The organism is Chryseobacterium indologenes (assembly GCA_016025055.1).
GTDB lineage: Bacteria > Bacteroidota > Bacteroidia > Flavobacteriales > Weeksellaceae > Chryseobacterium > Chryseobacterium indologenes.
On record CP065590.1, the window covers coordinates 4373603 to 4398624 of the forward strand.

The following is a 25022-nucleotide window of genomic DNA, read 5'->3' on the forward strand; positions in this document are numbered from 1 at the left end:
CAACTTTTATTATTTTTTGGCGACTTTTGTACTGTCTACTACCAAAATGAAGATCTCTTCATTCGGCTTTTTCATAAAATAATTTTCTCTTGCGTATTTTTCTTTTTCTGATTTGTTGTTCATCAGTTTTTTATAAAAAGCATCGTTCTTCTCGTATTCTTTTTTGTAATACTGCAGCTGCTCTTCATATTTATGAATCTCACCATTCAGTTCATTGATCACAAGAAATGAGGTTTTGTCAAAGAAAATCATCCATACCAAAAACAGACAGATCGTAATGGTATATTTATTCAGAACATATTTTTGGATAAGTTTGAATGTTTCAGATTTCGGCTGAATGTCTTTGATAAGTTTGTTTTCTTCCATTTTTTAATGTTTTTTCAACGAGTTTTTAATAACGGTAGTTAAAAAATCAATGGCTACGGAATTCTGTTTCATATTGGGGATAATAAGATCGGCATCATTTTTAGATGGCTCGATGAATTCCTGGTGCATTGGTTTCAAAGTGGTCTGGTAGCGATGGAGGACTTCACTCAGATCTCTTCCTCTTTCCTGGGTATCTCTTCTGATCCTTCTTATCAGCCTTTCATCAGAATCTGCATGAACGAAAACTTTCAGATCAAATTCTTTCAGTAATTCTTTATTGGTCAATACAAGAATTCCTTCTACTACCAATACATTTTTAGGTTCTACAGTGACATGATCTCCTGTTCTGGAATGTGTTACAAAGCTATAAATCGGCTGTTCGATAGACTCGTTATTTTTTAAAGCTTTCACATGTTTTATCAGCAATTCAAAATCTATGGACTTCGGGTGATCATAATTGAGCGCTTCCCTTTCTGTCAGAGTAAGATTTGGATTATCATGATAATAATTATCCTGAGAAAGGATATTCATTCCTTCAATATCAAGCTGCTGAAGTATCTTGTCAACAACTGTAGTTTTGCCGGATCCTGTACCACCGGCAATTCCTATTACAAGCATTATTTTTTGTTTCTTTATAGTTGGTACAAATATACTATTTTCGATAAAATGTGACAATGCAGAGAGCGAAATTGAGTAATCAGGAAATTCTTATATTCTGAAGGTAAAGAAATTAGTCGCAAAAATTATGACAATCTCAAAAGTTGGGTGGGTTTACATGAAAAAACTGCTTTTTTAGCTTTATTTTTTTTCTTTAAACGCCAGGAATACGCTAGGATTTATAAAATTGTATGAATATTTTTCTTTCGCAAGGGTATTTCAGCAATGGACCTGACTAAGTGCTTATGCTGTGCGAACGGAGCTTTTACTCTTTTAATTAATAACTTTAAGGACTCTGTATTAAAATAATTTATGAGAACAATAAGAACCGAAGGTCAATTTAGAATACTCATATCATAAGATTCTTCCTTCATCGGAATGACAATAGCATATCTTGGAGTATCCATAAAAGTTTTCACAAAAAAACCCGGTCAAAATATGGGCCGGGAATTTTTTTATACGATTTCACTTGTTAATTCGCGTGAAAGTAATTTTTCGTGCATGGGCTTCAAAATATCTAATGAGCCAGTTTTTACGGTACATTTGCCCTTATAGTGGACAAGAATTGTACATTGTTCTGCCTGTTCCAGGGTATGCTTACATATTTCAATCAGGCTATCGATTACATAATCGAAGGTATGAACATCATCATTATGCAGCACCAGTTTATAAACGTCATCCGTATCATCCAGTACAAGAACTTCTTCTTCGTACTGACGTTTCGGGTTTTCGTAATCTTTTATTGTATTGTAAAAATTCATTTCAGCTGTTTTTTAAACTTCACCAATTTTGTCTGCCAGGCTATCGATGGCATTGGGTTCCTGATATACAAGCTCTACAAGTTCAACGCTTTTATTGTTCATTTTCAAAATTTTGAAATGATAGTTGTCAAGATCAAATTCCTGGTTCTCTTCAGGAATTTCTTCCAGCTCATACAGAATAAATCCTGCCAATGAGTTGTATTCGCTTTCTTCGGAAAGAGGCAGTTTTTTAGGCAAGAATTCGTTGATTTCATCCAATGGCTGTGTAGCCTGTACCCAATAGGTATTCTCGGCTATTTTATCAACAATCTTCTCTTCATCATCTTCTTCATCCTGTATTTCACCTACCAGTTCTTCTAGGATGTCTTCTAAGGTAATGATACCTTCTGTACCTCCAAATTCGTCGATAACAATAGCAATGTGCTGCTTTTTAAGCTGGAAAGTTTTCAATAAGTCTGAAACTTTTTTGCTTTCCACCACGAAAAAGGCGTCACGCATCAGGTCTTTAAGGTCTTCATGATCCAGATCTCCCTTTCTTTTCACGAATTCTCTTATAATTTCCTTAGTGTAGAAAATTCCGATCACATTATCAATAGAATCAAGGTATACCGGGATACGTGAATATCCGCTATCCATAATTTTGTTGATAATATCATTTACATCCTCTTCAAAGTCTATGGACGTAATATTTTGTCTTGGAACCATGATCTGTTTGGCAGAGTGATCTGTAAAATCAAATGCATTTTTAATGATCTCATAGTTCTCTTCTTCAATTTCCCCACTGTCTGCACTCTGTTTTACCAAAAGCTGAAGCTCTTCCGTAGAGTGAATTTCCTGCTCAGAAGCCGGATGTATTTTGATCAGTCTTAAGAAACCATTTGACATTGAGTTCATCAACCAGATAAACGGTTTGAAAATCGTGTAAAAAATTCTCAACGGGACAGCGGTTGCCATCGTGGTAGCTTCCGATTTTCTGATCGCAATTGATTTGGGAATAAGCTCACCAAATACAATATGCATGATGGTAATCAGTACAAAACTGATGATCAGTGAAACCGAAGTAATGGTTGCCTGGCTCATCTCAAAATTGAGAGAATGGAAAATATTTTCAACAATATGATGCAAAGCACTTTCTCCTACCCAACCCAGGGCAAGGGAAGCCAATGTAATTCCTAACTGAGTAGCAGAAAGATATTCATCAAGGTGTTTGATAATATGCTCTGCCTGTTTTGCCATAGAGTCTCCCTCAGCGGCTTTTAATTGAATTTGAGAGTAACGAACTTTAACAATTGAAAATTCTGCGGCTACGAAGAAGCCATTGAGTAAAACAAGAAATAAGGCCAGCAAAAGCCTGACTATGTCCGAGTCCATTTAGAAGTTGTATAAATTTTATTAAGTACAAAGATATGTAAAATATAAATAACCTGAATCTGCTATATCTTTTTTCAATGAGGGATTTTTGAAAGATAAAAATGAAGCTTTATAATATATGTATTTTGAATAAAAAAAATATTCTAATATCTTTCCTTCAAAACATGCATTACAGACGATTTTACAGTATCAAATATCGTTTTTAAACTTTTTTCACATAAAAAAAGCACCGATAGTATCGATGCTTTTTTATTATATCAGAATAATTCTTTACGAATTTTTCAAAGCTTCTGCTCCGGAAACAATTTCCAAAATTTCATTGGTAATTGCAGCCTGTCTTGCTTTGTTGTAGAAGATCACAAGATCATTCTTTAAAGCCTGAGCGTTGTCTGTTGCTTTGTGCATTGCCGTCATTCTCGCTCCGTGCTCTGATGCTATTGAATCTAAGATTGCTTTGAAGATCTGAGTTTTGATAGACTTTGGAATCAAATTATCAAGAATCTCAGCTCTGTTCGGTTCAAAGATATAGTCTGTTTCAACCTCTGATTCTGTGTTTTCAGGCATTGAGATCGGAAGAACCTGTTCTGTAGTTACTTCCTGAGTTGCAGCATTAACGAATTTATTGTAAATAACATATACTTCGTCAAATTTCCCTTCTGTGAAACTTGTCATTACTCCTTCAACAATGTGAGCAACTGTATCAAAGTTCATGTTATCATACACAGAGCTTCCATTGGCATATACCGTACGACTTTTTCTTACTGCATCATATACCTTTTTTCCAACAGGAAGAACTTCAATCTCATATTGAGAATTGTTCTGAAACTGAAGGTTAAGCTCTTTTACGATTGAAGAGTTAAAAGCTCCCGCAAGACCTCTGTTTGAAGTAACAGCGATGAAAAGTATTCTTTTAACCTCTCTTTTCTGAGCATATACAGAAATCTGATCAGGATCTGAGCTAGAATTTACATTCTGGATAAGCTCCTGTAATTTTTCAGAATATGGTCTTAGCATTACGATTGCATCCTGTGCTTTTTTAAGTTTCGCAGCGGAAACCATTTTCATAGCACGTGTAATCTGCATCGTAGATGAAATTGACGTAATTCTGCCTCGTATTTCTTTTAAGTTTGCCATTAATGTGGGTTCAAAGTTTAAGGTCTAAAGTTTAAGGCTTAAAACATTATATTTTAAACCTTAAACATTGAATTTTTTTAGTTGTATTTAGAAGCTAAATCGTTAGCTGCCTGCTTAAGAACGCTTGTAATATCATTATCGATTTTCCCAGCCTTAATTGCAGCCATTGTATCAGGGTGCTTGGATCTTAGGAATTCGATATATTCAGTTTGGAATTCTTTTACTTTTCTGATAGGAACGTTTCTCAACAAGTTCTCAGTACCTGCGTAGATCATAGCTACCTGGCTGTCTACAGGAAGTGGAGAGTTAACCGGCTGCTTAAGAAGCTCTACGTTTCTTTCTCCTTTAGAAATTACTGCCAAAGTAGAAGCATCAAGGTCAGAACCGAATTTAGCAAACGCTTCCAGCTCCTTGTACTGAGCCTGGTCAAGCTTCAATGTACCGGAAACTTTTTTCATTGATTTGATCTGAGCGTTACCTCCTACTCTCGATACAGAGATACCTACGTTGATCGCAGGACGAACCCCTGAGTTGAATAGATCAGACTCCAGGAAGATCTGTCCGTCTGTAATAGAGATTACGTTTGTAGGGATATATGCAGAAACGTCACCAGCCTGAGTTTCGATAATCGGAAGTGCCGTTAATGAACCACCACCTTTTACAATTGGTTTCAGAGACTCTGGTAAGTCATTCATCTGGCTTGCAATATTATCATCAGCGATTACTTTTGCAGCTCTTTCCAATAGTCTTGAGTGAAGATAGAAAACGTCTCCAGGGTAAGCTTCACGGCCCGGTGGTCTTCTTAAAAGTAGAGAAAGCTCACGGTAAGCAACAGCTTGTTTAGATAAATCATCATAAACGATAAGCGCCGGTCTACCTGTATCTCTGAAGAATTCACCGATAGCAGCACCTGCCATCGCAGAATATACCTGCATTGGAACAGGATCTGATGCGTTAGCCGCAACGATTACAGTATATGCTAAAGCTCCTTTATCAGAAAGAGTTTTAACGATTTGTGCTACAGTAGAAGCTTTCTGACCGATAGCAACATATATACAATATACTGGCTGACCAGCATCAAAGAATTCTTTTTGGTTGATGATCGTATCGATCGCAACAGTAGTTTTACCTGTTTGTCTGTCACCGATGATAAGCTCTCTTTGTCCTCTTCCTACAGGGATCATAGAGTCGATTGCCACGATACCTGACTGTAAAGGCTCAGTTACCGGCTGTCTGAAGATAACTCCAGGAGCCTTTCTTTCCAATGGCATTTCGTATAATTCTCCAGTAATAGGACCTTTACCATCGATAGGGTTACCAAGAGTATCCACTACTCTTCCTAACATTCCTTCTCCTACTTTGATAGAAGAGATTCTGTTTGTTCTTCTTACTGTATCCCCTTCTTTTACTAATTTACTTTCACCAAGTAGAGCAACACCTACGTTGTCTTCTTCAAGGTTAAGTACAATACCTTCTACATCACTAGAAAATTTCACCAACTCTCCGTATTGTACGTTTTCTAACCCGTATACACGAGCAATACCATCACCGATGGTTAAAACTGTACCTACTTCCTCAACGTTTGATTGAGTATCGAAGTTGGCCAATTGCTGTTTTAAGATCGCAGATACTTCTGCCGGATTTATTTCTGCCATTGTATGGTTGTTTTTCTTAATTTAATTGAAAATCTTTTTTAACTTGGTTAAGTTTAGTCTTCACAGATGCATCTACCTGCTGGTCACCTACTCTTAGAACATATCCTCCAAGAATTTCCGGTTTTACAGTCACTGTAAGATCAAAGTTTGAATCAGCATTTACAAGATTGGTGGATCTTAAAATCTGATCAAGGTTTTCTTTTGAAAGCGGAGTTGCTGTGGTAAGCGTTACTCTCTGTACACCGCTAAGATCTTCAACTTTATTGATGAATTCCTGTGCAATGTTTTTCAATTGGTTCTCACGACCGTGTTTGATCACTAATCTGATCAGGTTTTGAGAAGAAACAGATAAACCTTTGAATATTTCGTTTGCTACTTCTATTTTCTTCTTCGAATCGATGTAAGGAGTAAGGAAAAATTTGTTTAAATCTTTAGATTCAGACATTACCTTTACTACATCTTTCATTTCTGAAAATACAGTAGCCGTTTGACCTGCTTCATTGGTGAAGTCAAGTAAACCTTGTGCGTATCTTTTAGCTACTTTAGATGTAAGCATTCTTAGTTAAGGTTTGATTTGTTTAAATAATTTTGAACTAATTCGTTTTGAGCTTCGCTGTTGTCTAATTTTTGTTTCAAGATAGACTCAGCAATGTTCACAGATAAAGTACCGATTTGAGTTTTGATGTCTGCCATGGCAGCATTTTTCTCAGCCTGGATAGTCTGCTTGGCAGCTTCGATCAATTTGTCTCCTTCAGATTTAGCAGCATCTTTAGCTTCTCCTACGATTCTGTCCTTAATCTCTCTAGCTTCTTTAAGGATAGCATCTCTTTCGATTTTAGCTTCACGAATAATTCTTTCGTTATCTTCTTTTAAAGTTTCCATTTCTTTTCTAGCCAATTTAGCTTGATTAAGAGCATCAACAATAGAAGTTTCTCTGTCGTTGATAGACTTTAAAATAGGTTTCCAAGCGAATTTACCTAACAGAAATAATAACGCTAGAAAAATAACAGACTGGATAATAAATAATCCTGATGAAAACTGATGAATTAATTCCATTATATAAATGTATAAATAATTATTACTTTTTTTAAAGAATCATTACCTGCAACCAACCGTTGCAGATAATGATTTGAGTTTAATTAGTTTACTGCGAATAGAGCAGCAAACGCAACACCTTCTACAAGTGCAGCTGCGATAAGCATAGCTGTTTGGATTTTTCCAGATTGTTCAGGTTGTCTAGCGATAGCTTCAAGAGCAGCAGCTCCGATTTTACCAAGACCGATACCTACACCTAGTACTACGATACCAGCACCTACAATTTTAGGGATTTCCATAATATATAATTTTAAAAAATTTGTTTAAATACTATTAATTTCAATTTGATTAGTGAGCTGCGTGGTGTTCATGCTCATGCTCTTCCACTGCCATTCCGATAAACAAAGCGGATAACATCGTAAAGATATATGCCTGAAGGAATGCTACCAATACTTCCAATAAATAAATTACTAATGTTAAGAACGGGAATGCTACACCAGCAATAAAGTTCTTGAATACATAGATCAAACCGATCAAACTCATTACCACAATGTGACCTGCCGTCATGTTGGCAAAAAGTCGGATCATCAATGCAAATGGCTTAGTGATTGTTCCTAATAATTCGATAGGAAGCATGATCAGCTTCATTGGCACTGGTACTCCCGGCATCCAGAAGATGTGTTTCCAGTAATCTTTATTGGCAGAGAATGTAGTAATAAGATATGTAAGGATAGCAAGGAAGAATGTCATTGTAATATTACCTGTAACATTGATTCCAAAAGGCATCAATCCTAAAACGTTAAGGAAAAGAATAAAGAAGAATACCGTCAATAAATAACCCATAAATCTCTTATACTTATGTCCGATGTTTGGGATAGCCACCTCGTCTCTCACAAAAATAATCAGTGGCTCCAAGAATCTTGCTGCTCCTGTAGGGATAGCAGACTTCTTGTAAGATTTAGCCATTCCTGTGAACAACGCCAACATAAAGATTGACACTAATAAAATAATCAGTACACTTTTTGTAATTGAAAGATCTAATGGTTTTTCATTAGTCGGATGACCGTGATCATCAAGAGTTATAGTTCCTGCTGCATCCGTCTTATAAATCTTTTCGTGGTGCAACACATAAAAAGATCCGTCTACTTCAGTCGGCTCACCGTGCATAAAGCCTTCTTTATTACTCATGAAAGCGTGGAAACCGTTATCATAAATAATAACCGGAAGAGGGAAACCGATATGGTGACCATCTTTGTCAACCATCAATGTGAAATCATGAGCATCCAATAAGTGATGATCGATGAATTCTTTGTTTTCTTTACTTACTTTGTCTTTCTCTGAAAGCTCTTGAGCAGGAGCCGCCCCAGCAGTAGCCTCGCCGTGCTGTGCAGACACCAAGTTTAATACAAAAATACTGTAGAATAAAACTGCGAATTTCTTAAACATTGATAGGTTTTTTTCGTTGTGCAAAAATATAATATTTTTTCTAGTTTCAATAAATAATTTTACTGTTTTTTATCATGATTAATGAGCTTGATTGCATAGTACGTAAGCAGTGCTGTCAGGACGAAATATGGCATGATAAAATGAAATTTATAGCCCGGGATCGTCTCAAAGTTCAATTTTTTCCTGATTAAGTACATTAAACCGAATTTTAAAAGGATCAAACCGATAACCGATAATCCTAAAAATTCAGGGGCTACTCTATTGATCAGAATAATCAGGGTAATCATCATCATAAACATGACACTCAGGAAAAGATAAAATTTAATGATGATTATTTCATCAAGATGAAAAACAAATTTCCATAGAGAAAAATGAATAAGGAATGTTAAGAACAGTAAGACGACTACAAGAATATTAGGATTAGATTTCATTCTCTATTTATTTTCGTCCATGATATAAACCATGGCCAATTTTATTTGATCGCAAAAATAGACTTTTTCTATCGTATTATCCTATGATTTGATAATTATCATTTTTATCTATATATAATATGGTACATACCAATCAAATAATCTGTTTGACAAAAATAGATTTTATCATAACGGAAAGGGATCTTATGATGATGTGATAAAAGGCATCAATGTTTTACTTAATAATAAATCTTACAAAGAACGTACTGGATTATTATCAGTAATGAATATCGATTCCGATCCTATTGAGTCCTATGAGCATATTAAAAGTCTGGATTTAAAAGGCGGTGATTATTTATTTCCTTACGGTACATACGACAATCCGCCATTAGGAAAAACGGAAGGCACTGAAAATACATATTATGCAGACTGGCTGATCAAAATTTTCGATACATGGTACAACGAAAAGGAAGAAACAAGACCCTCTCTCCGGTTATTTGGAGATATTACCACTTCCATATTAGGTAATGATCTTATGGCAGATTATCTCGGAAACAAAAACAATGAAGTACTAGTTATTGAAACCGATGGTTCTATGGAAGCTGTAGATGGACTGAAATCCTGTGGAGACGGCTTTACAAAAACAGGTGCCAATGTAAGTTCCTTTTCTATTAATCAGGCTTTAGACACGCCTCTAGCCAAGCTTTATCATCATAGTCATAAACATTTATGCAAGCAATGCAGATTATGTCCTATTAATGAAACATGTGGCGGCGGTGATTTAGCCAACAGATACTCTTCCGAGAATGGCTTTGATAATCCTCCCATTTATTGTTCAGATCTAGAAAAGCTGATTTCCCATATTCAAAACAGAATAATAGACAGATTACCGGAGCAACTTGTAGAAGAAGCCGGAATAGAAAGATTAACTCCTGAAAAAATTCAAAAAATAAGAAATCAAAATATTATTGAAGATACCGCAGTTTACACAGACGAACTATTAAGTCATTTTTACGCAAAAGCTTAGCATTTATAAACATATATCGTCTGCATAAATAAGAATTTTAAAATTAATTCCTTATTTTTGCAAACCTATAATTTACAATACATATGTTTAATAGTTTACAGGATAAATTAGACAAGGCATTACATAATATTTCCGGACGTGGAAAAATTACCGAAATCAATGTAGCGGAAACCGTAAAGGAGATCCGTAGAGCATTAGTGGATGCCGATGTTAACTATAAAGTTGCAAAAGACCTTACGAAAAGGGTTCAGGATAAAGCCTTAGGAGAAAACGTTCTTACTTCCCTTACTCCTGGACAGTTGATGACTAAGATTGTTCATGATGAGTTGGTTGATCTGATGGGAGGTTCTCAGGAAGGGATCAATCTTTCAGGGAAGCCGACCGTGATTCTTATTGCAGGTCTTCAAGGTTCCGGTAAGACAACTTTCTCAGGAAAACTTGCCAATTATCTACAAACAAAAAGAAATAAAAAACCTTTGCTGGTAGCATGTGACGTATACCGTCCTGCGGCGATTGACCAGCTAAAAGTATTGGGAGGACAGATTAATGTTCCCGTATATACTGAAGAAGGCGCTACAAATCCTTCTACCATTGCTGAAAATGCCATCAACTTTGCGAAAGCCAATAATCATGACGTAGTTATCGTGGATACAGCGGGGCGTTTGGCGATTGATGAGCAGATGATGAACGAGATAAAATCTGTGCATTATTTCATCAAACCACAGGAGACGCTTTTCGTAGTAGACTCTATGACAGGTCAGGATGCTGTGAATACTGCAAAAGCATTTAACGATGCTTTGAATTTCGATGGGGTTGTTTTAACCAAATTAGACGGTGATACAAGAGGGGGTGCTGCCCTGACGATCCGTTCCGTGGTTGAAAAACCAATCAAATTTATCTCTACAGGTGAAAAAATGGAAGCTTTAGATCTTTTCTATCCGGAAAGAATGGCAGACAGAATCCTGGGAATGGGAGACGTTGTTTCCCTAGTAGAGAGAGCCCAGGAGCAGTTTGATGAAGAAGAAGCCAAAAAACTTCACAAAAAGATTGCTAAAAACGAATTTGGTTTTGACGACTTCCTGAAGCAGATCAACCAGATCAAGAAAATGGGTAACATGAAGGACTTAATGGGAATGATCCCCGGAGTTGGAAAAGCAATTAAAGATGTTGAGATCAGTGATGATGCTTTTAAGCACATTGAAGCAATTATCCACTCCATGACTCCTGAAGAAAGAAGAAGACCCTCTATCATCAACACTCAAAGAAAGAACAGAATTGCCAAAGGTGCTGGAAGAAAAATTGAGGATGTAAACCAATTGATGAAGCAATTTGACCAGATGGGTAAAATGATGAAGATGATGCAGGGACCTCAGGGAAAGCAGATGATGCAGATGATGAGCAAAATGCCGAATATGCCGGGAATGGGCGGAATGTTTGGAAAATAATCCAAAAAACGAACCTATTAAAATACAAAATCCGACTCAAAAGCGAGTCGGATTTTTTTATTTTGGTCTTACAATAAATAAAATTATTTATCTGATTTTTGTGCTTTACCTCTGATGAAATAAGACATTCCAATGTTAACTCCGAAAGTTTTAACGTTGGTTTTAACCTCTTTATTCAATACTGTCTCTTTATTGGAGAACTGATCATAAGAAAGCCCTAAATTTAGTCCTAAAGATGGGGTTGCCATATAAGTTACTCCTCCTTTCACTTTCCATGCCAGCCCGTCTGTTGTTGTCTCATTTTGCAATAACGGATCGCCAATATACCCGCCATCACTCTTAAACTTTGTCGTATTCGAAGAATATCCTATGCCTGCTCCTAGGAACGGTACAAATTTCGTAGAATTGGTGAAATAATAGGTAGCTGTAGGCATTACAGAAAAAGTAGAGCTTGTAGATTTATTGCCTTCAAACTTAGTGGTAGTAGTCAGATAGCTCAGTTCCGCACCCACAGCCAACTTATCAATGACAAAATATCCTACAGAAGGAGAAATGGAAAAAGTATTTGTTTTAGGACCATCAATAGACTGACCAGCTACCTTTATTGTAGAGGTGGTATTATTGAATCCCATTCCTGTGTTTCCACTGATTACCCAATCCCCTTTAGTCATCTGAGCGTTTGAAAGTCCGAAAAGTGCTACAGCACCTGCTAATAAAAGTTTATTCATGATTATTAAAAATTTGAGCAAATATAAAAAAACCCCAAGAAAATCTCAGGGTTTTATGTGCTATATGTTTTGTTTATTATTTTGCAAATACATACTTAACTCCGAAAGTTACAGCTTTTAAGTTTAAACCGAAGTCATAGTTGTTTACTCTCTTAGCTCCGTCAACATCCACTTTAGAAGTGTTGTATCCGAATTCACCGATAGTAGCTTCGATAGTCCAGTTTTTGTTTAAGAAATAATCTAAACCTGGCTTAATGTTAACACCGATAGAAGTTTTGTTGTATTTATCAGAAGATGAAACAACAGATGTACCAGCTCCTGTAGTAGTTGTAGCAGTTTCTTCGTATTTAGTTTGACCAAATGCCATTGGAACTTCTAATTGACCGAAAATATATAATTTATCAGATAAAGTCCAATATTTTCTTACGAATGGAGCTACAACGAATGCAGATTCAGTATCTTTAGTTTTTAATACTGTGTTACCTGCTTTATCTTCAGTTGTTTTAGTGTTAGCGTTTTGGTAACCAAGTCCTAAACCTACTGCTAAGTTAGTGTTTACGAAATATCCAACAGTTGGAAGAATTTTGAAATTTTCATCTCTTTGATCCTTAGCATTATTATACTCTTTTTGAGAATAATTTACTTGTCCTGATAAATATGTAGTTCCTTTAGCAATCTGAGCGTTTGATAAACCGAAAAGTGCAACAGCACCCGCTAATAATATTTTTTTCATTTTAAAAAATTTTTAATACTTTCTGGGGGCAAATTTACAGTGGCCTCCACGAATATTAAAATTTGTTAATGTGATTAATATCACTAGTATTTTTAAGCATTTTATAAAAATAAATCATATAAAATAACCCGCTTTGAGTTTTTCACAATATTATGAATAAAAAAATCATAATTTATCAACCGGATCCCGATATGTTTACTCTTTTGTATTTGTTAATTTTCCCTAAAAACATCCCAATTTCATCCAAAAGTTAACGGTAGAGAGTTAAAATATTAACTTATAGGCCATTACCTTTAGGATTTTAAACACCTGTTTATAATTAAAAAGGGAAGTTTAATGAGTGATCAGTATCTAAAGTTGGAGACTGGGTAAGTGGTTTGGTTACTCTGAATTTAAACTGTTGTCCTTTATCACCTTTAAGGTACATTCTAAAGCTTTACAAAACGCAAAGGCAAGATTCTATTCCTCAGTGATGAAAGGATTAAGAAACCATAAAATCACTGATGAGCCTTTATGGACAATACTTGTGCTTAGAAAGAATCCATAAAGTTGATTTCAATTCTTTGTTTCCCTAAAATTACTCGTAAACTTTGTGTTGCACTGGAATTATATAGATATAAATATTCCAGCTTTCCGGTTTTTGAGATTGTTACCTTACTATTGCAATTCAAAACTAAAAATTAGACTAAGCGTGTAAAAAAGCGGAAGCTCCGGCCGCAAGGCCGGAGCTTCCCTCAATATGATCAATAATCTCCTTATTTTAAGAAGAAATTATATCCAAGGTTGACAGCTCCTACATTCCAGCTATCTCTGTACCATCCGTGATCACGTCTGTTGCTCACAGACTGGTATCCTAAATACAACTCGCCGGTCTTCATTTGATATCCGAATTTTGGCTGAGCATAGAATCCACCATCTACCCCATCCTTCGTAGAAATACCATATCCAAGGTCTAATCCTACAAAAATAGGTGCTCCGGCAAATTTATACTTCCCGGAAACCGCTACAGGAATAAACCCGAAATCATCGAAGTGATCTTTTCCAAAGAAATGAGAATATCCTGTGGTAACTCCAAGATCAAGTCCTTTAGTGATATTCCACATATAAGCAGCATCTACGCCTAATGTAAAGGAAGATACGTCAGATGCATCAGATACAGGAACACCAATATGCCCACCGATTTTAAAACCTTCCTGTGCCTGAGCTGCACCTCCTAAAAGTGCAAAAGCACCTAGTACTAATAGCTTTTTCATTTTTTTAGTAGCTTTTAAATTAAGGCCACAAAATTACTAATTATTTTCATCAAAACAGCACATTCAACGTTTGATATACCATACAATAAAAAACAGGACAAATTTTGTCCTGTTTTTTATCAATTATTGGTTACATTCTTAGTTCCCTCCGAACTTGAAACCTACACCTACCTGAATAAAGCTATTTGTCAGTTTGTACCCTCCTTCAGCATGTTTTGCTAAGTTTGATACACCCAGGTTATATCTTGCATCAAAGAAGAGTCCGTTCTCCAACATATATTCAGCACCTAAGAAAGGTGCCAGGTTTAAAGTATTCAGCTGATCTTTAATATCAGTCTCATCACTTCCCTCAAGCTCAACCAATGGTCCCAGTCCCAAATCAGCAGAGTATTTTTCTTTTGCGGAAAGGATCAAACCAACATTAGCCCCTGCAGAAACAGATAACCCTTCAGTAATGAAGTATTTCGCTGAAATAGGAATCAATAAGGTATGGTAAGTTTGTTTTGCTTTAACGTTTAAAAATGTAGTTGGATTATTTGGATCAGCCGTTTCTATTTCCATTTTTCCACCAAGTGGAGAATATAAAAGTTCTCCCTGAAGCGCAAATTTATCACTCAGCTTATATTCTACCAATCCACCGATATAATAAGTATGCAGGGGATCAGAAGTTTCAGAGTGACCATCACCTTTCGCCTTTAATGTAGAATAGGAATATCCGGCTTTAGCACCAAATCTTACTTCCTGAGCGTTTACATTTGCTCCTAGAACAGCGACTGCTGCAATAAGTAAAAGTTTTTTCATTGTTAACTAGTTTTTAATTAAGGATTGCAAAACTAATTAATTTTTTCAAATTAACAAATTTTAATAAAATAATTAAACGTTAATAGAAATTTTATGAAAACTTTTACATTTACTTAGGAGTCGTTTCTCAATCTCTTATCCTCATCGTTATAAGCCAAAATAATTTTTCTTACCACAGGGTGTCTTACCACATCTTCCTCCGTAAGATGTACAAAACCGATTTCTTTCACTCCGTGAAGGATCCTCATCGCTTCTTTTAACCCTGATTGCTGGTTTTTCGGAAGGTCAATCTGGCTTGGATCTCCTGTAATAATAAACTTCGCATTCATCCCCATTCTTGTCAGAAACATTTTCATCTGTGCATGGGTTGTGTTCTGAGCTTCATCAAGAATTACAAAGGCATCATCAAGCGTACGCCCTCTCATAAAAGCCAATGGAGCTACCTCAATTACCTTTTTCTCCATAAAACCTTCCAGCTTTTCATGAGGAATCATATCACGAAGCGCATCATAAAGGGGCTGTAAATACGGATCCAGCTTTTCTTTAAGGTCTCCGGGTAAAAATCCAAGGCTCTCCCCCGCTTCTACAGCAGGTCTGGTTAAAATAATTCTTTTTACTTCCTTATCTCTTAATGCTCTGGCAGCTAAGGCAACACTCGTATAGGTTTTTCCTGTCCCGGCCGGCCCAATTGCAAACACCATATCCTTTTTCTCTGTCTCTTTAACAAGCTTTTTAAGATTGGTGGTTTTGGCTTTAATAATTTTTCCATTGACTCCCTTTACAATAATATCCTGATCAAAAACCAATTGTTTTTCGTTTTCATCTTTAATATTAAGGATATTTTCAACGTCTTTCAGACCTATTGAATTGTTTTTAGAGATAAAGTTTACAATGTCATCCAGTTTTTGTTTCAGTATATCTAAAGCCTCCTGATTCCCCATAGCAAAGATAAAATGATCTCTTCCTGTAATTTTAATGGTCGGAAAGCTTGATTTTATTAAGTTGAAATATTGGTTATTAACTCCATAAAAGATTTTTGGATCGATATCTTCCAAATCAAATGTTAATTCAAACATGCAGTATTTTTATTTTTAGATTTTAAAATTAAAGCTTTTTTTTTAAATTTATATGAAATTCTTTTCAACAATCTTTCGGGCTTTCTTTTTATTTTAAATAACTTTGCAAGACTACACTATTCTATAAATTGCTCATGTCAATTATTACCCTTACTTCGGATTTCGGAAATTTGGATTACAGAGTTGCTGCTGTGAAAGGCAGTATTTTGTCTCTAAATCCTGAGGTTAATATTATTGATATAACCCACGATATCCAGGCTTTCAACCTTATACAGACTTCGTACATTGTACGGAACGCCTATAAATATTTTCCTAAAGGATCTATCCACATCCTAGCCGTAGACAGTTTTTATCACAAATCAAGAAAAAATATTCTTTACAAAGCAGACGGTTCTTACTTTCTGGCAGCAGACAACGGCCTGTTGAGCCTTATATTTTTCGATATTAAACCTGAAGCCATATACGAGCTCACGCTGAATAATCGGTTTGATGATGTCATCGACTTTATTTCTACGGATATTTTTGTTCCTGCTGCGGTACATCTCGCTAATGGCGGACTTCCTGAAGTTATCGGAAGAAAAATAGATACCGTAAAGCAACTGATGTTCCCGAGAGCGGTTTACAATGAGTCTGAAGCCATGATTATCGGAGAAGTGACTTATATTGATAATTTCGGAAATATAATATCAAATATCCATAAAGATTTTTTCGAAAATATCAGCAAAGGATACAATAGTTTCACCATAAAATTCAGGAATCTTAGCCTTTCCAGGGTCTTTTCCAGTCATACGGAGGTTGTTTCCGACTGGGAAAGGGAGACCGAATTCCATGGGCAATCGGCGGCCATTTTCAATGACAGTCAGTTATTGGAGCTGACAATTTACAAAGGAAGTAAGAAAAACGGGGCTAAAAGCCTGTTTGGATTGAATGTAGGTGAAAATATTTACATTGAATTCACCTAAGATTATATATTTCATAAAAAAACCGATTTTTTTTATATATTTGTCAAAATCTAAAAATCAAAAATGGCAGAATACAAATTATTGCTTCCTTCCATGGGAGAAGGTGTTATGGAAGCGACAATTATCACTTGGTTATTCAATGAAGGTGATAGCGTAAAAGAAGATGACTCTGTAGTAGAAATTGCTACAGATAAAGTAGATTCAGACGTTCCGACACCTGTTTCGGGAAAAATTGTTAAAATTTTAAAGCAAAAAGATGAAGTTGCCAAAGTAGGTGAGGCCATTGCTATTTTAGAAATTGAAGGAGAAGGTACCGCTTCAGAAGAAGTAAAAACTGAAACTCCTGCTGCTACCCCCGATACAGAGACATTAAAAACGATTGAAGAGCCTTTACAGACTGTGGCTGCTTCTAACGTAGAATTCTCAGGAGACCTTTATTTATCTCCATTAGTAAAATCAATTGCACAACAGGAAAAAATTTCTGAAACTGAACTGAAAACCATCAAAGGAAGCGGTTTGGAAGGAAGAATTACCAAAGAAGATATATTAGCGTACGTTGCCAACAAAGGAAACCAGCCTGCTCAGCCTGCAGCTGCAACCCCTGTAGCATCTACTCCTCAGCCGGCAGTTTCTGCTCCTGCAGCAACGATTACCGCTGGTGCAGGTGATGAAATCATTCCAATGGACAGAATGAGAAAGATCATCGCTGAAAACATGGTAAAAGCAAAACAAATCGCTCCGCATGTTACTTCTTTCATCGAAACTGACGTTACCAACGTTGTAAAATGGAGAAACAAAAACAAAGCGGCATTCGAAAAACGTGAAGGTGAAAAACTGACTTTCATGCCTATTTTTGTTAAAGCTGTTGTTAAAGCGATCCAGGATTTCCCAATGATCAATGTTTCTGTAAGTGGTGAGAACATCATCAAAAGAAAAACATCAACATCGGTATGGCTACTGCCCTTCCGGACGGAAACCTTATCGTACCTGTTATCAAAAATGCTGACCAGCTTTCACTTTCAGGGCTTGCCAAAGCTATCAATGATCTGGCATACAGAGCGAGAAATAAGAAATTAAGACCTGAAGACACTCAGGGAGCTACCTATACTATTTCTAACGTAGGAAGCTTTGGAAATCTTATGGGGACCCCGATTATTCCTCAGCCTCAGGTTGCTATTTTAGCCATCGGAGCTATCGTTAAGAAACCGGCTGTTCTAGAAACTGCGGATGGTGATGTGATTGCTATCAGAAACTTAATGTTTATGTCTCACTCTTACGACCACAGAGTGGTAGACGGTTCTCTGGGGGGAATGATGCTGAAACATGTTCACGACTACCTTGAAAACTGGGATTTAAACACAGAAATATAGTATATCCCTTCAGATCAGTTAAAACTTTACATTAATAACCAAAAACAGACAGATTATGAAAAACGCGACGATCATTGCTATACTATCACTATGTGCCATTATCCTTATTGATATTATTCAGCTTGCATCCAGCTTTTTTGACTTCTATTCGATGAATCTGTTTCGTGTTTTTGGAGTGTTAAATCTCCTTGGTTATATCGGGATCCTGCAATTTTTTGTTACACTCTACAACAAACAGAAAGAATGAGCCCCGAACTAAGAGAGCTTTTTGAAATAAAACAGGGCAACGAAAAGAAAGCGGAACCTGGTGGACAAAATGTAACACGACACATTTTGATCCGTCTGGCAGTGCTGATCTTCGGAACTGTTGTTTTTGCCATTGCAATGAGTCAGGCAAAAGGATGGGACGGACTGGCCTATCTGATCTTTATGATGATCTTCCATGGTTTGTGGTTTCTGTTCATCATTATTGAGGCTACGGTTCTCCAAAGCAAGGATAAATTAGCGCTCAGGAATGTTAATCTGATCTTTGCCGGTAGTATATTACTGATCTACGGTATAGCAGCCGCCCTCTTTTTTGGCGGATCTTAAAAATAAACAACTACAGAATCTCACTCTTTACGGGTGAGATTTTTTTGGATTGAAATAATATTTCTCAAAATTTTACCGTAATTTCATCCAACAAAACCGACAAATGCTGAAAATCCTTATTCTGATACGAAAATCCATCAAAAACTCCTTTGACAATATCCGCAATGAGCAGTTGAAATACAACCTGCTTCAGGCTATTCCGTTTTGGATAGGATCAGTTATTACAGGTTTCTTTGCGGTATTGTATGCGCAAATATTCGCATGGGGAGAAAATCTGATGAATATTATCTTTGAATGGCATGCCTGGATGATTTTCATAATCGCTCCTTTTGGCTTTGTACTTTCCTGGTGGCTGGTAAAAGAATTTGCTCCCAATGCTAAAGGAAGCGGTATTCCTCAGGTAATGGCTGCTGTGGAACTTGCGAATCCGAAAGAACACAGAAAGATCAGAAGCCTTTTAAGCCTTAAAATCATTATTTTTAAAATTCTTTCTTCCGTTATTCTCGTGATTGGCGGTGGTGCGGTAGGACGTGAAGGCCCGACGATTCAGATTGCAGGCTCCGTTTTCAGAAAAGTGAATGAATATCTTCCGGAATGGTGGCCGAAGATCTCCAAGAAAAATATGATTATGACAGGCGCTGCAGCAGGTCTCGCAGCGGCGTTCAATACCCCGTTGGGCGGAATTGTATTTGCTGTGGAAGAGCTTTCGAAAACCCATATTAATTACTTTAAAACAGCTTTATTTACCGCCGTCATTATTGCCGGATTGACAGCCCAGACATTGGCCGGATCCTATTTATATCTGGGATATCCAAAAACCAATGATGTTTCTTTAATGGTGATGTTCCCTATTATCCTGGTCGCAGCTACGGCAGGTATTCTGGCGAGTCAGCTTTCTGTGATTATGCTTAAAATAAACGGCTGGAAAAAGAGAAAGTTAACGACAGATAAAGCCAATGTGATATTCCTTGTGGGCTGCGCCCTGATCATTGCATCAATTGCTTATTTTATCAACCATGAAATTCTGGGGTCCGGAAAAGAAATTATGGAAAGGGTTCTTTTTACGAAAGACAAACATGAAGACTGGTATGTTCCCATTTTAAGAATGCTGGGCCCTGCCCTTTCCTTTACCTCGGGAGGCGCGGGAGGCATTTTTGCCCCGGCTCTTACCGCAGGAGCAAGTATCGGATCTGTTATTTCCGGAGCGATTCATCTGACTCCCAATGAAACCAACGTAGTCATCCTGGGCGGAATGGTTGCATTTCTTACCGGAATCACCAGAGCTCCGTTTACATCCGCAATTATTGTCCTGGAAATGACCGACAGGCATTCATTGATATTTCACCTGATGCTTGCCGGCATGGTTTCCTCTATTGCATCTATTCTGGTCAGCAGACATTCGTTGTATGATGTTCTGAAAGTAAATTTCCTTACAGAAATCAGACAACGTGATTAATATATCAGTCTTTTTTCAACATGATTTTCAGATCTTTCATAGCTTCTAAAACATTTTCGGCTGCCTCATAATCTGTTAGTTTAATAACCAGCTTACTTAATGCTCTTTTGGATGTTGTGATTTTATAGGTAACTATATTTAAATAGGCAATATTATCCTTTCTTTTAGAAATGTTATGAAAAGCCACTACTTTGCTTAGGTCCCAAAAATCACCTTCATGAACAATGCGTCCCTTGGCATTAAGGGAATTGATTTTAATATTGTCACCATCAAACTCAGCACGAAGTGATAAATCGTTTCTATCACGGTCAATTCCATAGTCATTAATTTTGGAGACAATAAGATTTTTGGCTTCATCAACAGTTTTATATTTCCCTAAAACCTCTGTTTTTCCATTACTGTATGTTATTTGATAGATTTCAGATTTATCTAAAGAATGAGTGGGTCCTCCGGGATTGTCCAGCTCTTTATACGTAATTTCGGAAGAACCGACATCTATTAATTTAGCGTCAAAACTACTTCCGTTTTTCTTTGAAATTTTGTCTTGGGAGTATAGAAGATTCCCGGCTACCAGTAATGGTAAAATGTAATAATTAATTTTCATTGTATAATAAAATTTGTTTTTCCTGATTAGAAGTGAAGATCTGAATGCAAAAATCGGTCCCGAACAGTAAAATCCTGTGTATAATCTAACGTTCCTGGTAAACATCGTCAATCAGTTCAAGAAAAATTCTCTTTTATAAAAATTTAATACCATTCTCTTTAGTGCTTTTTAATTTTCCCACCTTAGCGAGAGTTCGCCAACATTGCTCCGGCAACTTTAAACTTTCAATTATTCCAACAATAATATTGCATATTACAAATATATTCTCTACTTTTGCACCTCGAAATAATTAACAAATTTATTTAACATTATGAACAATTACGAAACTGTTTTCATTTTAACTCCCGTTCTATCTGAGTCACAGGTAGAGGAAGCAGTGAACAAGTATGTAGATCTTATCAAAGAAAAGAACTGCGAAATCGTTGCTAAAGAAAATTGGGGATTGAAAAAATTAGCTTACCCTATCCAATTGAAAAAGAACGGGTTCTATACTCTAATCGAATTCAAAGGAGAAGGTACTATAGTAGCTGATTTAGAGCTAGCATTTAAGCGTGACGAAAGAGTAATCCGTTACCTTACTACAAAACTTGACAAGCATGCTGTTGAGTACGCTGTAACTAGAAGAGCTAAAGTAAAAGCAGCTAAAGCTTAATTAATTAACCCTATTTTTTAAAAAAGACAAGACATGGCAATAGATGAAATGGCTAAACAAGCCTCAGCTGGAGGAGAATCAGAAGTAAAATTCCTTACTCCGCTTGATATCAATACAAAATCTGAAAAGAAATATTGTAGATTCAAAAAATACGGAATTAAGCACGTTGATTACAAAGACGCTGATTTCTTATTACAATTCGTGAACGAGCAAGGTAAAATTTTACCAAGAAGATACACTGGAACTTCTTTAAAATATCAAAGAAAAGTTTCTGCTGCTATCAAAAGAGCAAGACACCTTGCATTACTACCATACGTAGCTGACTTATTAAAGTAAGATATAAAGAAACAAGAAGAAAGAGAAAAGACTTCGGTCATTTTCTCTTTTTTTAAGTTGCTGAATAAATAATTAATTCTAACGATTTTTAGATTAAAGAAAAGAAATAATTTCTAAGACATCAGTCTTTTTTCTTTTTCTTTGTTCTTTTCTCTAAAACTAAAAAACGGACAACAACAATGGAAATTATCCTAAAAAAGACGTAGAAAACTTAGGACTTGAGTTTGATACAGTAAACGTAAAGCCAGGTTATGCTAGAAACTTCCTAATTCCTCAAGGAATTGCTCTTTTAGCTACCCCTAAAAACAAAGCTGCTTTAGAAGCTACATTAGAAGCTAGAAAAGAAGAAGAAGCTAAATTAATCGCTACTGCTAACGCTGTAGTTGACCAATTGAAGAAAACATCTATCACGATTCCTGCAAAAGTAGGTACTGGTGATAAATTATTCGGATCTATCAACAACGCTGATCTTTCTGCTGCTTTAGAAAAAGCAGGAGTTTCTGTAGAGAAAAAATATATCAAAATTCCTGGTAACACGATCAAGAGAACTGGTAAATTTGCTGCTCTTATCAGACTTCACAGAAATGTTGAGTACAACTACGAATTCGATATCGTTTCTGATGCTCCGGTTGAAGCTGCTCCTGCTAAAAAGGAAGAAGCTAAATCTGAAGAAGCTTAATCAAACGACTGAGAATTTCTTACCATACAAGACCACTTCAATTTTTGAAGTGGTTTTTTTGTATCACTATACTATTACTACTCCCATCTTTTTACGGAGAAAAAAACAACACTTCAGAGAAGGGGAATATAGGAGGTTTTAAGATATACCCGTCATTTTTATAGAGTTACTTTTATCCCAAAGACTCTCCCACCCTCAACCTATCTATCTCCTCTCAATTTCAGCTGATACTCCGTAGGAGCCACCCCGATTACCTTTTTAAAAATATTGCTAAAGGAAGACAGGCTGTTGTAGCCCACCATCATTGCAATTTCGTACATATTGTACTTTCCTTCCAACATTAATTCAAGAGATCGGGTAATTCTCAGGGCACGCAGAAAACGGACGTAATTCATCCCTAAAGTCTCTTTAAACTTCCTGGACAGGGTTCTAGTACTCATTCCGAATTCCTTTGCGGTAGACTCTATGGTAAGAGGTTTTTCGAGGTTGGTATGAATATACTTGGCAATTTTAAGCAGGGTTTCATCTTTTGGGAAGGGATGCTGCACGGGAAATGCCAGCTTTTTATCTCTTTTTTCAGGCAAAACACCTTTTAATGCTTTGAGAAAATAATATTTAGAACTATCGTTTTTTGTGATTTTGCCATTCCATTCTTTTGTATGTAAAATCATCTCTCTGAGGAGATCATTAACCGAATAGATATTAATTTCATCAAAAAAGCCATTTTCACCTTCTTCCTTTTTACAATAAAAATTATATAAATTGACCTTAGGACTCGTTGAAAAAGATAATGAGGTGTGCCGGCAGGAATCCACATAAAGCATCTGGCCGGAAGATACCAGTGTTTCAGATCAGTAAAAACATGTACGATCCCGCCTTCTGCATACACCAGTTGTGCTGAACTGTGATAATGGATATCTGTGGTAATATTTCCCGTAAGCACATGATACACGTAAAATTCTGCATCTTCGTCTTCCACATCCTTAAAATGGCTGTCATTCATGAAATAAAGGTAAGAATATTTTTTAAATTGGCGTAAATGAGCAAATCTTTTTCTTGTTTCACAAATCATGTCCGGCCGTTACCGTCGTAAATTTGCCCTATCAAAATCAATTTAGCAAAAATCCTTTAATTAATTTATGAATATGATATGTAACGCATGCAGGTATCTGTGCATTGCGTTGTGCTTATTATTGAGCAACCATTTTTACACACAGATGATCGATTACCAGTATCTCAGCCTGAAGCAGGCTGTAGAAATTGGGCTCCAAAACAACAAAAACATCAAGATAAGTCATCTTAAGCAGGAAATGTCCGTTACCAGAGAGAAAGATCTCAAAATGGAAAAACTACCGGACATTGAGTTTCATACGAGCTATATGCAGGTGACAAATCTTTATCAACACCAGGACGGTGTTTTTAATAAAGCCACGACATACAACGCCATCAATGCCATGTATGATTTTACCTTATCCGCTTCTATTCCGGTGTATATGGGCGGAAAAATCAAAAACACAGAGAAAAAAGCCGCTATTGATACGGAAATCTCTTCTTTAAAGACCCATCTTGATGAAAGACAGCTTACAATGGAAATCATTACCGCTTTCCTTCAAATCCATCATTTAAAAGAACAACAGCACCTTATCAGTGATAAAATGAAAGAAGATTCTGTCAATATCAAACAGGTAAAAGCTCTGAAAGCTAATGGTGTGGTAACAGTGAATGAAGTGCTGAGAACGTCATTACAACTCTCCAATCACAAAATGAGCTGGACAGAACTGGATAATGATATTCAGATTGCGGAACACAAACTGAAAACCATTCTGGCCCTTCCGGAAAACCAGGAAATGCACGTCAACACCGAAGATCTTATTTCTGATAAAACGACCATCCCTTTCATTGAGAAATTGACGGAAATCGCCTTAAACAAAAATGAATCGGTTGGAATTACGCACAAAAACCTCTCTCTCAAAGAACTGGATCGGAAGATCACAAAAGCCAACTATCTTCCTAAAATTACAGCCGGCGGAGAATATTTTTTAAAGTATCCGAATATGATGTTCTTTCCCCCTGAACCTTATGCTTATCGCCTGGGTATGATTGGAGTGAATCTCACCTATCCTATCGAAAACCTGTATAAAAACAAGTTTAAAATGCAGGAAGCCAGAGAAAATATTGATTTGGCAAAACTTCAGATCGAGGAGAATGAGGAAAAGATCAGACATCAGGTGTACGAAGCGTATAAAAAGTTTGAAGAAACTGATCAGAAGGTAGCTATAGCGGAAGAAGCCATCAGCCAGGCAAAGGAAAATTACCGTATTGTAAGAACAAAATACGCTAATAAATTAAGCCTTATCACTGAACTTATAGATGCAGACAACGCTTATCTGGAAGCAGAATCCAACCTTATTTCCGTAAAAATCAACAGACAACTAAAATACTATCAACTCCAATATACGATTGGAAACTTATAA

The 25022-nt window shown here is 36.4% G+C and carries 26 protein-coding genes and 3 pseudogenes; 11 read left to right on the forward strand and 18 right to left on the reverse strand.

The window, feature by feature from the left end:
* Positions 1–9: 9 nt before the first annotated feature.
* The 11 genes from H3Z85_20180 to H3Z85_20230 form a co-directional block, all read right to left on the reverse strand.
* Positions 10–366: a septum formation initiator family protein gene (locus H3Z85_20180; protein QPQ51547.1), complete on the reverse strand. Its 357-nt coding sequence runs from the start codon at positions 364–366 to the stop codon at positions 10–12.
* A gap of 3 nt (positions 367–369) precedes the next feature.
* The gene (gene udk, locus H3Z85_20185; GenBank protein QPQ51548.1) at positions 370–984 is read right to left on the reverse strand and encodes a uridine kinase; all 615 of its coding nucleotides are present in this window, start codon (positions 982–984) and stop codon (positions 370–372) included.
* Between the two features lie 494 nt (positions 985–1478).
* Positions 1479–1784 carry an ATP-dependent Clp protease adaptor ClpS gene (locus tag H3Z85_20190; GenBank protein QPQ51549.1) on the reverse strand — a complete coding sequence of 102 codons (306 nt, stop codon included), beginning with the start codon at positions 1782–1784 and terminating at the stop codon, positions 1479–1481.
* A 12-nt stretch (positions 1785–1796) separates the two neighbouring features.
* Complete coding sequence (locus H3Z85_20195) at positions 1797–3155, reverse strand: HlyC/CorC family transporter (GenBank protein ID QPQ51550.1); 1359 nt, start codon at positions 3153–3155, stop codon at positions 1797–1799.
* Between the two features lie 270 nt (positions 3156–3425).
* On the reverse strand, positions 3426–4289 hold the full coding sequence (atpG, locus tag H3Z85_20200) for an ATP synthase F1 subunit gamma (GenBank protein ID QPQ51551.1): 864 nt from the start codon (positions 4287–4289) through the stop codon (positions 3426–3428).
* A gap of 77 nt (positions 4290–4366) precedes the next feature.
* The gene (locus H3Z85_20205) at positions 4367–5944 is read right to left on the reverse strand and encodes a F0F1 ATP synthase subunit alpha (GenBank protein ID QPQ51552.1); all 1578 of its coding nucleotides are present in this window, start codon (positions 5942–5944) and stop codon (positions 4367–4369) included.
* A gap of 16 nt (positions 5945–5960) precedes the next feature.
* On the reverse strand, positions 5961–6500 hold the full coding sequence (gene atpH, locus H3Z85_20210) for an ATP synthase F1 subunit delta (GenBank protein ID QPQ51553.1): 540 nt from the start codon (positions 6498–6500) through the stop codon (positions 5961–5963).
* A 2-nt stretch (positions 6501–6502) separates the two neighbouring features.
* Complete coding sequence (locus tag H3Z85_20215; GenBank protein QPQ51554.1) at positions 6503–7000, reverse strand: F0F1 ATP synthase subunit B; 498 nt, start codon at positions 6998–7000, stop codon at positions 6503–6505.
* A gap of 83 nt (positions 7001–7083) precedes the next feature.
* Positions 7084–7278, reverse strand: a complete 195-nt coding sequence (gene atpE / locus H3Z85_20220) for an ATP synthase F0 subunit C (protein QPQ51555.1) — start codon at positions 7276–7278, stop codon at positions 7084–7086.
* Positions 7279–7327: 49 nt separating this feature from the next.
* Positions 7328–8425: a F0F1 ATP synthase subunit A gene (gene atpB, locus H3Z85_20225; protein ID QPQ51556.1), complete on the reverse strand. Its 1098-nt coding sequence runs from the start codon at positions 8423–8425 to the stop codon at positions 7328–7330.
* A gap of 59 nt (positions 8426–8484) precedes the next feature.
* A complete protein-coding gene (locus H3Z85_20230) occupies positions 8485–8856 on the reverse strand; it encodes a hypothetical protein (protein QPQ51557.1) in 372 nt (123 codons plus the stop codon).
* Positions 8857–9118: 262 nt separating this feature from the next.
* Between H3Z85_20230 and H3Z85_20235 the strand changes: the two genes are divergently transcribed.
* Positions 9119–9862 (forward strand): hypothetical protein, encoded by a 744-nt coding sequence (locus tag H3Z85_20235; protein ID QPQ51558.1) that lies wholly within the window; start codon positions 9119–9121, stop codon positions 9860–9862.
* A gap of 83 nt (positions 9863–9945) precedes the next feature.
* Positions 9946–11307 carry a signal recognition particle protein gene (ffh, locus tag H3Z85_20240; protein ID QPQ51559.1) on the forward strand — a complete coding sequence of 454 codons (1362 nt, stop codon included), beginning with the start codon at positions 9946–9948 and terminating at the stop codon, positions 11305–11307.
* A gap of 83 nt (positions 11308–11390) precedes the next feature.
* On the opposite strand, the gene H3Z85_20245 is transcribed toward ffh, so the two are convergent.
* The 5 genes from H3Z85_20245 to H3Z85_20265 all read right to left on the reverse strand — a co-directional run bounded on the left by H3Z85_20245 (position 11391) and on the right by H3Z85_20265 (position 15898).
* Positions 11391–12035 (reverse strand): outer membrane beta-barrel protein, encoded by a 645-nt coding sequence (locus H3Z85_20245; GenBank protein ID QPQ51560.1) that lies wholly within the window; start codon positions 12033–12035, stop codon positions 11391–11393.
* A 76-nt stretch (positions 12036–12111) separates the two neighbouring features.
* Positions 12112–12768, reverse strand: a complete 657-nt coding sequence (locus H3Z85_20250) for an outer membrane beta-barrel protein (protein QPQ51561.1) — start codon at positions 12766–12768, stop codon at positions 12112–12114.
* Between the two features lie 755 nt (positions 12769–13523).
* Entirely contained in the window at positions 13524–14021 is a 498-nt protein-coding gene (locus tag H3Z85_20255; GenBank protein QPQ51562.1) for a hypothetical protein, read from the reverse strand.
* Between the two features lie 138 nt (positions 14022–14159).
* Positions 14160–14822, reverse strand: coding sequence for a PorT family protein (locus H3Z85_20260; protein QPQ51563.1), 663 nt, complete (start codon positions 14820–14822; stop codon positions 14160–14162).
* Positions 14823–14935: 113 nt separating this feature from the next.
* Positions 14936–15898, reverse strand: coding sequence for a PhoH family protein (locus tag H3Z85_20265; GenBank protein ID QPQ51564.1), 963 nt, complete (start codon positions 15896–15898; stop codon positions 14936–14938).
* A 134-nt stretch (positions 15899–16032) separates the two neighbouring features.
* On the opposite strand from H3Z85_20265, the gene H3Z85_20270 reads away from it, so the two are divergent.
* The 5 genes and pseudogenes from H3Z85_20270 (at position 16033) to H3Z85_20290 (ending at position 20277) form a co-directional block, all read left to right on the forward strand.
* Complete coding sequence (locus H3Z85_20270) at positions 16033–16860, forward strand: SAM-dependent chlorinase/fluorinase (GenBank protein ID QPQ51565.1); 828 nt, start codon at positions 16033–16035, stop codon at positions 16858–16860.
* Between the two features lie 63 nt (positions 16861–16923).
* Positions 16924–18230 (forward strand): annotated as a pseudogene (locus H3Z85_20275) (2-oxo acid dehydrogenase subunit E2).
* A gap of 55 nt (positions 18231–18285) precedes the next feature.
* Entirely contained in the window at positions 18286–18477 is a 192-nt protein-coding gene (locus tag H3Z85_20280) for a hypothetical protein (protein ID QPQ51566.1), read from the forward strand.
* On the forward strand, positions 18474–18821 hold the full coding sequence (locus tag H3Z85_20285) for a hypothetical protein (GenBank protein ID QPQ51567.1): 348 nt from the start codon (positions 18474–18476) through the stop codon (positions 18819–18821). Before H3Z85_20280 ends, H3Z85_20285 begins: the two co-directional genes overlap by 4 nt.
* Before the next feature lie 103 nt (positions 18822–18924).
* A complete protein-coding gene (locus tag H3Z85_20290; protein ID QPQ51568.1) occupies positions 18925–20277 on the forward strand; it encodes a chloride channel protein in 1353 nt (450 codons plus the stop codon).
* Between the two features lie 4 nt (positions 20278–20281).
* On the opposite strand, the gene H3Z85_20295 is transcribed toward H3Z85_20290, so the two are convergent.
* Positions 20282–20881: a hypothetical protein gene (locus tag H3Z85_20295; protein QPQ51569.1), complete on the reverse strand. Its 600-nt coding sequence runs from the start codon at positions 20879–20881 to the stop codon at positions 20282–20284.
* A gap of 310 nt (positions 20882–21191) precedes the next feature.
* On the opposite strand from H3Z85_20295, the gene H3Z85_20300 reads away from it, so the two are divergent.
* The 3 genes and pseudogenes from H3Z85_20300 to H3Z85_20310 all read left to right on the forward strand — a co-directional run bounded on the left by H3Z85_20300 (position 21192) and on the right by H3Z85_20310 (position 22548).
* Positions 21192–21533 carry a 30S ribosomal protein S6 gene (locus H3Z85_20300; protein QPQ51570.1) on the forward strand — a complete coding sequence of 114 codons (342 nt, stop codon included), beginning with the start codon at positions 21192–21194 and terminating at the stop codon, positions 21531–21533.
* A gap of 33 nt (positions 21534–21566) precedes the next feature.
* Positions 21567–21869, forward strand: a complete 303-nt coding sequence (locus H3Z85_20305) for a 30S ribosomal protein S18 (protein QPQ51571.1) — start codon at positions 21567–21569, stop codon at positions 21867–21869.
* A 193-nt stretch (positions 21870–22062) separates the two neighbouring features.
* Positions 22063–22548: pseudogene (locus tag H3Z85_20310) on the forward strand (50S ribosomal protein L9).
* A gap of 200 nt (positions 22549–22748) precedes the next feature.
* Here the strand turns inward: H3Z85_20310 and H3Z85_20315 are convergent.
* Positions 22749–23551, reverse strand: a pseudogene (locus H3Z85_20315) (helix-turn-helix transcriptional regulator).
* A 214-nt stretch (positions 23552–23765) separates the two neighbouring features.
* Between H3Z85_20315 and H3Z85_20320 the strand changes: the two are divergent.
* The gene (locus H3Z85_20320; GenBank protein ID QPQ51572.1) at positions 23766–25022 is read left to right on the forward strand and encodes a TolC family protein; all 1257 of its coding nucleotides are present in this window, start codon (positions 23766–23768) and stop codon (positions 25020–25022) included.

Coding starts and splice junctions, on each gene's coding strand:
- H3Z85_20180 (QPQ51547.1), bottom strand. CDS start 366: ATGGAAGAAAACAAACTTATCAAAGACATTCAGCCGAAATCTGAAACA.
- udk (QPQ51548.1), bottom strand. CDS start 984: ATGCTTGTAATAGGAATTGCCGGTGGTACAGGATCCGGCAAAACTACA.
- H3Z85_20190 (QPQ51549.1), bottom strand. CDS start 1,784: ATGAATTTTTACAATACAATAAAAGATTACGAAAACCCGAAACGTCAG.
- H3Z85_20195 (QPQ51550.1), bottom strand. CDS start 3,155: ATGGACTCGGACATAGTCAGGCTTTTGCTGGCCTTATTTCTTGTTTTA.
- atpG (QPQ51551.1), bottom strand. CDS start 4,289: ATGGCAAACTTAAAAGAAATACGAGGCAGAATTACGTCAATTTCATCT.
- H3Z85_20205 (QPQ51552.1), bottom strand. CDS start 5,944: ATGGCAGAAATAAATCCGGCAGAAGTATCTGCGATCTTAAAACAGCAA.
- atpH (QPQ51553.1), bottom strand. CDS start 6,500: ATGCTTACATCTAAAGTAGCTAAAAGATACGCACAAGGTTTACTTGAC.
- H3Z85_20215 (QPQ51554.1), bottom strand. CDS start 7,000: ATGGAATTAATTCATCAGTTTTCATCAGGATTATTTATTATCCAGTCT.
- atpE (QPQ51555.1), bottom strand. CDS start 7,278: ATGGAAATCCCTAAAATTGTAGGTGCTGGTATCGTAGTACTAGGTGTA.
- atpB (QPQ51556.1), bottom strand. CDS start 8,425: ATGTTTAAGAAATTCGCAGTTTTATTCTACAGTATTTTTGTATTAAAC.
- H3Z85_20230 (QPQ51557.1), bottom strand. CDS start 8,856: ATGAAATCTAATCCTAATATTCTTGTAGTCGTCTTACTGTTCTTAACA.
- H3Z85_20235 (QPQ51558.1), top strand. CDS start 9,119: ATGAATATCGATTCCGATCCTATTGAGTCCTATGAGCATATTAAAAGT.
- ffh (QPQ51559.1), top strand. CDS start 9,946: ATGTTTAATAGTTTACAGGATAAATTAGACAAGGCATTACATAATATT.
- H3Z85_20245 (QPQ51560.1), bottom strand. CDS start 12,035: ATGAATAAACTTTTATTAGCAGGTGCTGTAGCACTTTTCGGACTTTCA.
- H3Z85_20250 (QPQ51561.1), bottom strand. CDS start 12,768: ATGAAAAAAATATTATTAGCGGGTGCTGTTGCACTTTTCGGTTTATCA.
- H3Z85_20255 (QPQ51562.1), bottom strand. CDS start 14,021: ATGAAAAAGCTATTAGTACTAGGTGCTTTTGCACTTTTAGGAGGTGCA.
- H3Z85_20260 (QPQ51563.1), bottom strand. CDS start 14,822: ATGAAAAAACTTTTACTTATTGCAGCAGTCGCTGTTCTAGGAGCAAAT.
- H3Z85_20265 (QPQ51564.1), bottom strand. CDS start 15,898: ATGTTTGAATTAACATTTGATTTGGAAGATATCGATCCAAAAATCTTT.
- H3Z85_20270 (QPQ51565.1), top strand. CDS start 16,033: ATGTCAATTATTACCCTTACTTCGGATTTCGGAAATTTGGATTACAGA.
- H3Z85_20280 (QPQ51566.1), top strand. CDS start 18,286: ATGAAAAACGCGACGATCATTGCTATACTATCACTATGTGCCATTATC.
- H3Z85_20285 (QPQ51567.1), top strand. CDS start 18,474: ATGAGCCCCGAACTAAGAGAGCTTTTTGAAATAAAACAGGGCAACGAA.
- H3Z85_20290 (QPQ51568.1), top strand. CDS start 18,925: ATGCTGAAAATCCTTATTCTGATACGAAAATCCATCAAAAACTCCTTT.
- H3Z85_20295 (QPQ51569.1), bottom strand. CDS start 20,881: ATGAAAATTAATTATTACATTTTACCATTACTGGTAGCCGGGAATCTT.
- H3Z85_20300 (QPQ51570.1), top strand. CDS start 21,192: ATGAACAATTACGAAACTGTTTTCATTTTAACTCCCGTTCTATCTGAG.
- H3Z85_20305 (QPQ51571.1), top strand. CDS start 21,567: ATGGCAATAGATGAAATGGCTAAACAAGCCTCAGCTGGAGGAGAATCA.
- H3Z85_20320 (QPQ51572.1), top strand. CDS start 23,766: ATGATCGATTACCAGTATCTCAGCCTGAAGCAGGCTGTAGAAATTGGG.